Origin of the sequence: Frankia sp. KB5 (assembly GCF_002099325.1) — a bacterium.
Classification (GTDB): domain Bacteria; phylum Actinomycetota; class Actinomycetes; order Frankiales; family Frankiaceae; genus Frankia; species Frankia casuarinae.
On sequence record NZ_MRUJ01000016.1, the window covers coordinates 1 to 11,333 of the forward strand.

8 protein-coding genes are annotated in these 11,333 nt (G+C 71.6%); 6 read left to right on the top strand and 2 right to left on the bottom strand.

Going from position 1 to position 11,333, the window contains the following annotated elements; all coding sequences use genetic code 11:
- Positions 1-112 precede the first annotated feature (112 nt).
- Positions 113-1,222 carry an acyl-CoA dehydrogenase family protein gene (locus KBI5_RS01510; RefSeq protein ID WP_011435392.1) on the top strand — a complete coding sequence of 370 codons (1,110 nt, stop codon included), beginning with the start codon at positions 113-115 and terminating at the stop codon, positions 1,220-1,222.
- Between the two features lie 39 nt (positions 1,223-1,261).
- Here the strand turns inward: KBI5_RS01510 and KBI5_RS01515 are convergent, their stop codons facing one another.
- Both KBI5_RS01515 and KBI5_RS01520 read right to left on the bottom strand, forming a co-directional pair.
- Positions 1,262-2,929, bottom strand: coding sequence for a glycerol-3-phosphate dehydrogenase/oxidase (locus tag KBI5_RS01515; RefSeq protein ID WP_085014104.1), 1,668 nt, complete (start codon positions 2,927-2,929; stop codon positions 1,262-1,264).
- A complete protein-coding gene (locus KBI5_RS01520; protein WP_085014105.1) occupies positions 2,926-3,567 on the bottom strand; it encodes a TetR/AcrR family transcriptional regulator in 642 nt (213 codons plus the stop codon). Before KBI5_RS01520 ends, KBI5_RS01515 begins: the two co-directional genes overlap by 4 nt.
- Positions 3,568-3,736: 169 nt before the next feature.
- Here KBI5_RS01520 and KBI5_RS01525 point away from each other — a divergent pair, with 169 nt between their 5' ends.
- The 5 genes from KBI5_RS01525 to KBI5_RS01540 all read left to right on the top strand — a co-directional run bounded on the left by KBI5_RS01525 (position 3,737) and on the right by KBI5_RS01540 (position 11,323).
- Positions 3,737-5,374 (top strand): FAD-binding oxidoreductase, encoded by a 1,638-nt coding sequence (locus tag KBI5_RS01525; protein ID WP_023841016.1) that lies wholly within the window; start codon positions 3,737-3,739, stop codon positions 5,372-5,374.
- A gap of 63 nt (positions 5,375-5,437) precedes the next feature.
- Positions 5,438-5,593: a hypothetical protein gene (locus KBI5_RS26790; RefSeq protein ID WP_023841015.1), complete on the top strand. Its 156-nt coding sequence runs from the start codon at positions 5,438-5,440 to the stop codon at positions 5,591-5,593.
- Positions 5,594-5,706: 113 nt separating this feature from the next.
- On the top strand, positions 5,707-6,513 hold the full coding sequence (locus KBI5_RS01530; protein WP_011435396.1) for an SDR family NAD(P)-dependent oxidoreductase: 807 nt from the start codon (positions 5,707-5,709) through the stop codon (positions 6,511-6,513).
- Positions 6,514-6,787: 274 nt separating this feature from the next.
- Complete coding sequence (locus KBI5_RS01535) at positions 6,788-7,957, top strand: DUF2993 domain-containing protein (protein ID WP_241882599.1); 1,170 nt, start codon at positions 6,788-6,790, stop codon at positions 7,955-7,957.
- A gap of 810 nt (positions 7,958-8,767) precedes the next feature.
- Positions 8,768-11,323, top strand: coding sequence for an FHA domain-containing protein (locus tag KBI5_RS01540; protein WP_085014106.1), 2,556 nt, complete (start codon positions 8,768-8,770; stop codon positions 11,321-11,323).
- Positions 11,324-11,333: the final 10 nt, after the last annotated feature.

The window sequence follows — 11,333 nt, forward strand, 5'->3', positions numbered from 1 at the left end:
CCTCGGCCTGCCACGCGGATCATGATTATGGTCGCGATTCGGGCCTGTGCCTGTGCCCGGGCCTGTTCATCTCGCTGATCCCGCCTCGCCCCGCCTCCGGAGGTCCGAGCCCGTGTTCTTCGCCCTCACCGACGAGCAGCGCGCGCTCGCCGCCACCGTCCGGGACTTCCTGGCCGACCGCTTCGATCTGACCGCCGTCCGCGCGGTCTTCACCGATCCCGACGGTGACGGGCACCCCCCCGAGCTGTGGAAGGCGATCGGCGAACAGGGCTGGCTCGCGGTGTGCGTGCCCGCGCGGTTCGACGGTCTCGGGCTCGGGTTGCTCGACGCACAGATCATCGCGCGGGCGTTCGGAGCGGGGGTGATCCCGGGGCCCTGGCTGCCGACCGTGCTCGCGGGCGAGGCGGTGCGGCTCGCCGGCTCGGCGGACCAGGCGGCGGCGGTGCTCGCCCCCCTCGCCGCCGGTGACCTGGTGGCCACCGTGGCGCTGCGGGGCCCGGGCGGGGGATACGACCATACCGGCATCGCGGTCCGCGCGACCGCGGGCGGTCGGCTGGGCGGTGTCGCGTCCGGCGTCGAGTATCTCGAGGTCGCCGGGCTCGTGGTGGTCGCCGCCGTCGGCCCCGCCGGGGTCGGGCTCTATCTGCTCGATCCGCGTGGCCCGGGGGTGACGGTCACCACCCAGCGCGGCTTCGACGGCACCACCCGGCTGGCCTCGCTGTCTCTGGCCGACGCGGCCGCGACCCGGCTGCCGGCCTCCGACGCCGCGGTCGCCGCGGACCTGGTCCGTCGTGGCGCCCTGCTCACGGCCGCGGACCTCGTCGGTGTCGCGCGGGCCGCGCTGACCCGGACCGTCGCCCACGACATCGATCGGGTGCAGTTCGGCCGRCCGGTCGGTTCGTTCCAGGCGCTCGCGCACCATCTCGCCGATCTGCATGTCGCTGTCACGATGGCCGAGCATGCGGTGCTGTACGCGGCGCACGCGCTCGACACTGCCCTGCCCGACGCGGAGCTGGCGCTCGCGGTGGCGAAGAGCAAGGCCAACCAGGCCGCCGGGGACGCCACCGCGGCGATGATCCAGTACCACGGGGGGATCGGCTACACCTGGGAACATGACGCGCACTTCTTTTACAAGCGGGCCAAACGCCAGATTCCTGCTTTTGGTGACACCCCTGCGCATCTGGAGCGCATCGCGGTGCTGACCGTCGACGCATTGCCCTGACCGCCCCCGATCCCGCAGCACTCGCAGCGGTGCTGGTCCTTAGCGCGTCAGCGTATGGTCGAACAGCTGCCGGGCCGGGCCCAGGGCCGCCCGGCGGTCGGCGGGAGCCAGCCCGATGCGCGTCCGGCGATCCAGCAGGTCCGCCGGGTCGAGCGCGCCTTCGTCCCGCACCGCGAACAGCAGCTCCGCGCCGGTGACCGGCGTCCCCTCGGCGACGGGTGCCAGCAGGTCGGGGTCGCCGTCGGCCAGGGCCAGCACCCTCGGTGCCTCCGTCCCGTACCGCTCGACCAGACGGCGCGGCGCGGCCACCGTGGCGAGGACCGATCGAGGTGCCGCACCGACCAGGCCGAGTCGCCGGGTACGGCAGGGGCCGGCGTCGAGGTCGCCCACCGCGACGGCGGCGTCCACCGCGTCTGCGGCCATCCGTCGATAGGTCGTCAGTTTGCCGCCGACCACCGTGACCAGGCCGCCCGGGTCGGTCCGCACCAGGTGYCGTCGGGAGAGATCGGCGGTGCGGGCGGCGCTGGTACGGGTGGCGGCGCTGTGGGGAACGACGGTGTGGTCGGTGCCGGTGTGGTCGGTGCCGGTGTCGAGCAGTGGGCGCAGGCCGGCGAAGGCGCCCAGCCGGTCCGCCGGGTCGATGGGGGTGGCCAGCACGTTCGAGACGATGCCCAGCAGCTGCGCGATCTCGTCCTCGTCGGGCACCGGGACGTCGACGACCTCCTCGACCGGCACGTCGGTCAACCCGACGTAGACGCGGCCGTCGTCCTGGGGCAGCACCAGCGCGAACCGGTTCCGTTCACCCGGCATCGGCAGGGACAGCGCCGCGCGGGTCCCGGCCAGGACGGTGGAGCGCAGCACGAGGTGGGTGCCGCGGCTCGGCCGCAGCCGGATCCCCGGAGCCAGGGCCGGCGCCCACACGCCGGTGGCGTTGACCACCGTCCGCGCACGCAGGGTGATCCGGGTACCGGTGAGGGTGTCCACCGCGGTCGCCTCGATCCCACGACAACCGTGCCGGCTCGGGCCGCGGGGTCCGCCGTCGAGGCCGCCGCCGTCGAGGCCGGTCACCCGCAGCCGGGTCAGGATCCGGGCGCCGAATCCGGCTGCGGTCCGGGCCAGCGCGACTACGAGACGGGCGTCGTCGACGAGCTGGCCGTCCCAGTGCAGCACCCCGCCGCGCAGTCCGGCTTCCCGGAGCGCGGGAGCCACCCCGAGCGTCTCCACGGCGGTCAGCCGGCGTGGGCCGGGCAGGACCGCGCGGGGCGTGCCCGCGCCGCGGCGCAGCAGGTCGCCGAGCCACACCCCGGCCTGGACCAGCGCGGCGTTCGACCGCGGTACTCCCGGGGTCAGCGGGGTGAGCATGGGCAGCGCCCGCACGAGATGGGGCGCGGTGTGCCGCATCAGGATGTCGCGCTCGACGGCGCTCTCCCGCGCCAGCGCCACATCTCCGGTGGCCAGGTAACGCAGCCCGCCGTGAACGAGCTTGGAACTCCATCGGCTCGTGCCGAAGGCGAGATCGTGCGCCTCGGCGAGGACGACGGACAGGCCGCGGGAGGCGGCGTCCAGGGCCACCCCAGCCCCGGTGACCCCACCGCCGATCACCAGCAGGTCCACCGGGCCGCCAGCCGCGACGGCGGCCAGCTCCCGTTCCCGCCGCCCGGCGTTCAACGAGGTCGCCGTGGTCGGCGGGAGCGTCAGAACCGTCATGGTGATCCCCCAATGCTCTCCTTGACCGGTTCCGGCGCGAGGTAGCCGCGCAGGAGCCGGCGCAGTTCGGCGGTCCGGGTCGCCGCGGGGACACCGCAGCCGAGGGCCTCGGCGGACAGGACGAAGGACTGCACGACGAGCAGGACCATGAGGGCCAGCGCCGACGGGTCCTCGGGCCGCACGGCGCCGTTCGCCTCGGCGGTGCGGAACTGGCTCGTCAGCAGGTCCAGGATCATCTGTTGGGTGGCGCCACGTCGCTCGATCAGGTACGGGATCAGCAGCTCGGGATCCGTCTCGATGATCCGCAGATAGAGCGGGTTGGTGCGGAACGCCTCCACCGTCGCGATGATGTGCTCGACGAGATCGTCGACCAGCCCGCCGTCCGGAGGCCCGCCGTCCGGAGGCCCGCCGTCCGGCCCGGCCTGGGCCATGGCCGACGCGGCCGTCACAACCTGGGTCCACTCGCGCGTCATCACATCACCGACCAGCGAGCGCAGGTCCGGCCAGCGTCGATAGAGGGTCATTCGGCTCACTCCGGCGCGGCGCGCTACCTCGGTCAGGGTGGTCCGCCGGACCCCGACCGCCAGCAGGGACGCCTTGGCCGCGTCGAGGACGGCCTCCTCGCCGGCGAGAGCCATCCGGCAGCCCTTCCTCCCGCCCGTCGCCACGGGCGCGGGGAGCGGCGCCGCCGCGCGGGATGTGTCATCGTAGGACGAGACCTTGTGACAATGTGACGTTGGCTGTCACACTGTCTCGTAGGAGATTCTACCGAGGCACCACCGGATCGGACAGGCGGTACGCACGCCGATGACGAGCACCGACGAGGCCCACGAGAAAGCCTGTGAGATCGTCCTGGCCGAATCCGTCTGGTGGGGCTGGGGCCCCGCCGAGGCGCATGACCCACTGCCCGATTCCACCCGCCTGCTGCTGGCTCGGCTCGGCATTCCCGCCCGTCCTCGCCCGCCCGTCCCGCTCGCCGAGGTACGCCTGCCCGCGTCGCGGCTGCCGGATCCGGCCCGGGCCGCGCTCGCGGCGGTCGTTGGGGACGGCGAGGTCCGGGTGGACGATGTCGCGCGCATCCGGCACTGCCGGGGCCGCTCGACGACCGATCTGTTGCGCCTGCGGGCCGGGGACGCCTCCGCCGCGCCCGACGCGGTCATCCGGCCCGCCGATCATGACGAGGTGCTCGGCGTGCTGCGGGTCGCGACCAGAGAGCACCTCGTGGTCGTGCCGTTCGGGGGCGGTACCTCGGTCGTCGGCGGCCTTGCGCCGCCCGAGCGTGGCGACCGTGCCGTCGTCGCCCTCGACCTCGCCCGGCTGGACCGGCTCGGCCGGGTGGATCCCGACTCCGGCACCGCGGAGCTCGGCGCCGGGCTGCGGGGCCCTCGGGCCGAGGCGTTGCTGGCCGAGCACGGTCTCACGCTCGGGCACGTCCCCCAGTCCTGGGAGTACGCCACCATCGGTGGCTACGCGGCGACCAGGTCCAGCGGCCAGGCGTCCGGGGGCTACGGCCGGTTCGACGAACTGGTCGTCGGCCTGCGGGTGGCCACGCCGGTGGGTGGCTGGGAGCTCGGCCGCGCCCCGGCGTCGGCTGCTGGACCGGACCTGCGGGAGCTGCTACTCGGCTCCGAGGGCGCCTTCGGGGTGATCACCCAGGTCGTGGTCAGGGTCCGGCCGCTGCCGGCCCGGCGCGGCTACGAGGCCTGGTCGGTGCCCGACTTCGCGACCGGCACCCGGCTGCTGCGTTCACTCGCCGCCGGCGACCTGCGGCCGACGGTATGCCGGTTGTCCGACGAGACGGAGACCGTCGCGGGGCTCGCGCGGCCGACCCGGTCGGGCGGCGAGCGCGGGGGCGGCGCCGTCGGCTGCTACCTGGTGACCGGCTACGAAGGCGACGATCGCGCGGTGGAACAGCGTTCCGCGGCGGTCGCCGCTGTTCTGCTCGCCGGGGGCGCCAGGCGGCTCGGCGCGGCGGCCGGCCAGGACTGGGAGCAGGGTCGGTTCCGGGCGCCCTACCTGCGCGACGCGCTGCTGGACCAGGGCATCTTCGCCGAGACCCTGGAAACGGCGGGATTCTGGACGGCGCTGCCCGGGCTGTACGCGGCCGTCCGAGACGCGCTTACCACGACGCTGGCCGCCGCCGGCCTGGCACCGGTCGTCATGTGCCACATTTCTCATCTGTACGCCACGGGGGCTTCGCTCTACTTCACCGTCGTCTGCGGCGAGGGCGACGACCCGATCGGGAGCTGGCGGGCGGCCAAGGCCGCGGCCACGGACGCGGTCGTCGCCACGGGCGGCACGATCACCCACCACCACGCGGTCGGAACGGAGCACCGGCCCTGGCTCGACGCCGAGATCGGCGATCTCGGCGTCGAGGTGCTCCGGGCGGTCAAACGGACGCTGGACCCGGCCGGCATCCTCAACCCCGGGGTTCTCGTCGCCTGAGGGCACTACCGGGCGCACCGGGTCGACCCGGGTCGACCCGGTGCGCCCGGGTAGACCAAGGGTGTGGAGACCATTGCCGCCTGTGTGGTTGTCCTGCTCTTCCTGCTGATCCCGGCGGTCATCGTCGGTGCGGCCCTGGGCTGGGCCTACCACCGTTGCGCGCCGCTGCGGGCCCGGGCAGCCGTCGAGGCCGCCCGGGAGCAGCGGGCCCACCCCTGAAGACCGGGGGCGCGGCGGCTCGGAGCGGCCGACCGGCTCCGCCCGGCCCGATCAGGCCGGGCGGAGCGTCGATCCCCGGGATGTCCGGACAGCGTCTCCGTCAGGATGAGGCCATGAGCACCGGACCGTGCGAGCCGGCTCCGGGTCACCCCGGCGGGCCGGGCGGTGGCGTCGACCGTGATCGTGACCATGCCGGGGACCGTGCTGGGGACCCGGAGTTCGCCCCGGCGACCCGCGGCCTCGTCGTCGTGGGACCGGGGGCGAGCTTCGGTTCCGACCTGTTGCGCCGGTTCGGCCGGGAGGGGTTCGCCCTGGGGGTCGTCTCCCGGTCTGCCGACACGCTGACCCGGGTGAGGGACGAGCTCGCCGAGGACGGCCTGGCGGTGCACGGCGCCGTCGCCGACGTCACCGACCAGCCGGCCCTCACCACGGCCATCCAGCGGGTGGCGGCCGACGTCGGGGGGCTGACGGTGCTCGTCTACAACGCCAAGCTCAGCATCCGCGGCGGCGCCCTCACGGTGAAGGCCGAGACGATGAACCAGACCCTTGCGGTGAACGTCACGGGCGCGCTCACCGCGGTGCAGGTGGCGGCAGACCTCCTCGTGGACCGGCCGGCCGCGACCATCCTGTTGACCACGGCCGGATCGCGCACCGAGCCGGTGGCCGGCCGGTTCGCGCTGGCGATCGGCAAGGCAGGCCTCGCCGCCCTCGCCGATGCGGTACGGCCGATGCTGGCCGCGCGGGGTGTCCGGCTGCGCACGGTGGTTCTCGACGGCAGGGTGGACGCCGCGGGCCCGCTACGTCCGGGGGTGGTCGCGGACCACTTCTGGCAGGCGTTCGCCGCCCCGCGGGGCGACGTTTTCCGGCTCGCACCGGCCAGACGGGCCACTCCGGTGGCGCAGCTCCCGCTGGAGGTGTGAGCTGGTGGCGGCTGGCGGCTGGCGGCTGGCGGCTGGCGGCGGCTGGCGGCTGGCGGATCATGCTCCGGGCGGCGACCGATGGTATCTGGTTTGCCCGGTCTGGTCGGTCAAGTCGGTAATCCGACACCGATGTCGCACGGATAGATCGGACCCGCGGCCGTGCGGAAAGCACGGAGCATGCGACGATCCGGCAGGGCCAGGCACAGGACAACCGCCAGGCGGACATCGACAGGGCGACGGCGTGCTCCGGCGCAGCATGGCAGGAGATGGACCGGTGAACGACGGACGTGACGGTGACGGGCAGCAGCCTACGGACAGCACCCATGGGATGCCTCCGGACGGTGATGGGACGCGGCCCGCGAACCAGAACAGGCCGGCCCGTCCGGGCGCCCCGGTGGGACCACCGCCGCCCGCGGACTCGTTCCGGCCGGCGCGGCCGGTCGCGCCGACCCGGAGGGGCGACCGGCCTGCCGGTTATGAGCCGYCGGCCGGTTATGAGCCGTGGGCCGGCTCCGGCGCTCAGGGTGGCTACGACGGCACCACGGTCCTGGGCGYGACGCCCGGGACCATGGGGATGGGGAACATCACCGCCCGCGAGGGCGGCGGACCCCACGATCGGCTGCCCGGCGCCGTCGGCGGGGGTGGTAAAGGCCCGGAGGGATTCGCCGGGGCGCCAAGCGGCGGCACGCCCGCCGTGCCCGCCAAGCCGCGTCGCCGGCGCCGGAAACTGCTCATCGCGCTGGTCGCCCTGATCGTCCTGTTCGTCGTGGGCGACCGGGTCAGCGTGGTGATAGCCAAGGATCAGATGCGCAAGCAGGTCGAGGCCGGCGTAGCCGAGAACATCAAGCCGGGTGATCCTGTCCCGACGGTCAAGAGCGTGAGCATCGGCGGATTCCCGTTCCTTACCCAGGTCCTGTTCGGAAAGTTCACCAACATCGGAGTAGAGATCGAGGGCATCCCGACGCCGGGCCCGAAGATCTCGTCGGTGAAGGCCAATCTGAAGGGTGTACACGTACCGCTCGGTGATGCCATCACCGACAATGTCGGACAGGTGCCCGTCGATCGCGTGCGGGCCACTGTGGGCATGACCTACAACGACCTCAACGCCTACCTCGCCGGGCAGCAGGTGCAGGTGGAGCCGGTCGACGGAGGAAAGAAGATCGAGGTGACTGGCACCGTCAACGTGCCGGTGCTGGGTACCCAGCAGGTCGGTGGGATCACGACGTTCGAGGTCCGGAACAACATGCTCACCCTGGTGCCGAGCGAGGTGAAGCTCACCGGAGCTGTGAACCTCGGATTCAGCGTCCCCGGAGAACTCCTGCCGTCCATCCCGATCCCGATCTCCGGTCTGCCATTCAACCTCCGCATCGTCGAGGCATCCACGAACGCGACCGGTCTCTCACTCACCGCAACTGCCGAGGACGTGGTGCTCCCGGCGTCCTGAGTCCTGAGTGGCGACCCTGAGCCCTGACATGATTTCCGCCACAGTTGTGCCGGTCCGGAATGCCTCGCGCGCGGTGGTCGAGCCGTACCGACCGCACTCCCCCCGGCCGGGGCCCGGATCGGATCCGGTCGAGGCCGCCTGTGGCCCCTCTCTTCCCGGACTACGTCCTTCCCGGAGTGCGTCGACCTGTCGACGATCGTTCGACGCGCGGCACCTCCCGGCGTTTCATCAGCCGATTTCTGGTGGTCGTCCGTTGGCTGATCGTCCGCTTTCGTGGMGTGCGTCCCGGGTGCCGCCGAGGCCTGCGGTCGCTGGTCGGATCGGCGACAGATGCCACTGTCGGGGACCGTCGGCCGTCATTCTCATAGGGTGCCGGACGGGGGACATGCGTCATCGTCGTCACTTCCGGGGCACGGTCACCGAGCTTTCGCGGCACGGTCACCGAGACGATCTGATCACCCAGGGTGACGCAGCCCGGAAGGTTTCGAGCAGGGCAACCGGTAAATCGACCGATCATGAGGCGGCAGGAACCCGAGAGATGCCCGGAAGTCGACGCGACGGCAACGATCGCCGTTCAGCTGGTGGTAAATCGTCACCCGGGGTGGATCAAGGTCATCCCTCGACGCTACGATCGGGCATCCGGCGTGATCGGGCGGCCCGAGTGGCCGCGCGACGTGGTGACCCGGCACGCCATGGTGGCACCGCAGTACCTGGTAAAACCGCACAACGTAGTGACACCGCACAACGTAGTGACAAGGTGGAGTTCGGCGGGACATCCCGGCCAGCGTCCCGTCGCGAAGGGGGAAACACGTGCAGACGACCTTCCTGAGAGTCGTCACCGAGGCCGGTGCGGCCACCGTGCCGGCCGAGGCGCAGTTCATCGTCGGCCGTGCCCGGACCGCCGACTACGTCATAGCGGACAGCCGGGTCTCCCGTCGCCATCTCCTCCTTGAGCAGACCGGCAGCGGGTGGGTTGTTCGGGACATCAGTTCCAACGGCACCTGGATCGACGGGCAGCGCATGCCCGAGACCGTCCCGGTGCACGCTGAGGTACGGCTTCGTCTCGGCACTCCGACCGGGCCCGAGGTCGTCATCCATCCCCAGGTGCCGGAAGGCCGCAGGCCGCTGGACGAGCCGGAGTACGACCCCGGTTACGACATGCAGACGATGCTGCCCAATGCCGCCGGTTACTCTCCGCCACGGCCCACGGGCTCCTCGCGAGGTGGGCGCGGGACCTMGCATCAGGGGCCGACCGATCCGTCCCAGCGCGGGCACGACTACGACGACCAGGACCAGGGCGAACGGGTGAGTGGCGTCACCAGCCTCGAGCAGGAGCACGAGCGGCGAACCACCTATCGGCTGCGCCCGGGCACGATGTCGATCGGCCGTGCCCGCGACAATGACATCGTCATTACCGACCTGCTCGCCTCCCGCCGGCACGCCGAGCTCTACATCGGCCGGTCCGGCCTGCAGATCGCCGACCTCGACTCCGCCAACGGCGTGTTCGTCAACGGTCGTCGGATCAACCGGGCGTCCGTCGGCCAGGGCGACGTCATCGCCGTCGGTCACCACGTCTTCCAGCTTGAGGGCGACCAACTCGTCGAGTACATCGACTCCGGTGACGTCAGCTTCGAGGCCGACGCCCTGAACGTCTGGGCCGGTCAGAAGCAGCTCATGCACGACATGACGTTCAAGCTGCCCGGCCGGGCGCTGCTGGGCGTCGTCGGGCCGTCCGGGGCGGGCAAGTCGACGCTGCTCAACGCGCTCACCGGCTTCCGCCCCGCGGACAAGGGCACCGTGCGCTACGCCGGCCGGGACCTCTACTCCGAGTACGACGAACTGCGGCGCCGGATCGGCTACGTGCCGCAGGAGGACCTGCTGCACACCTCGCTCACCGTCCGCAAGGCGCTCGAGTTCGGCGCCGAGCTGCGCTTCCCGCCGGACGTCACGAAGGCGGAGCGGCGCACCCGGGTCGATGAGGTGCTCGCCGAGCTGGGCCTCACCCAGCACGCCAACACCCAGGTCTCCCGGCTGTCCGGCGGCCAGCGCAAGCGGACCTCGGTGGCCTTGGAGCTGCTGACCCGGCCGACCCTGCTCTACCTCGACGAGCCGACCTCCGGCCTCGACCCGGGCATGGACAAGAACGTCATGGAGTCGCTGCGCAAGCTCGCGGACGACGGYCGGACGGTCATCGTGGTCACCCACAGCGTCGCCCAACTCGATCTGTGCGACTACATCCTCGTCCTCGCTCCCGGCGGCTATGTGGCCTACTTCGGTCCGCCGCAGGACGCGCTGCCCTTCTTCGGTAAGCGGGACTACCCGGACGTCTTCCTCACCCTGGAGGCGACGCCCGGGGCCGAGTCGGCAGCCAAGTTCCGCAACTCGCGCTACTACGTGCCCGCCTCGATCACCGCTCCGTCGGCCCGGCCGGCTCCCGAGGAGCTGCCGTCCCTGCGGCAGCAGTCGGTGATCTCGCAGCTCGTGACGCTGAGCCGACGAACAATGGCGGTCGTCGCATCCGACAAGTCATACCTGCGGCTCATCATCGCTTTCCCGTTCCTGCTCGGGCTGATACCCAGGGCCATCGGCGGGAACTTTGATCTCACGGCCGAACAGGCCAAACAGTTCTCGCCGAACTCGGATGCCCCGACAGTTCTTTTGATCATGGTTCTCTGTGCCTGTTTCATGGGCATGGCGAACTCGGTCAGAGAGATCGTCAAGGAACGGGCGATCTATCGAAGAGAGAGAGCCATCGGTCTGTCCCGGACCGCGTATGTCGGTTCGAAGATCCTCGTTCTTATCGTGATCACTGTCRCCCAGGCGATCCCGTTCACGTTGATCGGTCTTGYCGGGCGAACGCCGGACAGGGGCGTCGTGCTCGGGAACGCCCTGCTCGAACTGCTCATCGCCGTGATCGTGGTCTCGCTTGCGTCGGCCATGCTCGGGCTGGTGATCTCGGCGATGGTCGACAACGCGGACAAGACCATGCCGCTCCTGGTGTTGATCACCATGGCCCAGCTCATCTTCAGCGGTGGCATCGTGCCGGTGAAGGGCACGCCCGGTCTGGAGCAGATCAGCTACATCGCGCCGGCCCGCTGGGGCTTCGCGTCGATGGCCTCGGTCGGTGACCTGAACCGCATCACCCTGGCCGGCGTGCTGCGGCCGGACAACCAGAAGCCGGTGAACCCGAAGGTCGTTGACGACCCCTTCTTCGACCACAGCGCTTCGGCGTACCTCACCGACATCGTCGCCGGTCTCGTCGTCGGCRTCTTCCTCGTGATCATCACCTCCCTCCTGATTCGCCGGATGGACCCGAAGACCGTCAAACGCGCCGCCGCCGCACCGGTCAGCGGCCCACCCCGCTAGGCCCCTTGCC

Bases quoted from the DNA above. Each gene is read 5' to 3' on its own strand.
- KBI5_RS01520 (WP_085014105.1), bottom strand. From the start codon at position 3,567: ATGGCTCTCGCCGGCGAGGAGGCCGTCCTCGACGCGGCCAAGGCGTCC.
- KBI5_RS01525 (WP_023841016.1), top strand. From the start codon at position 3,737: ATGACGAGCACCGACGAGGCCCACGAGAAAGCCTGTGAGATCGTCCTG.
- KBI5_RS01530 (WP_011435396.1), top strand. From the start codon at position 5,707: ATGAGCACCGGACCGTGCGAGCCGGCTCCGGGTCACCCCGGCGGGCCG.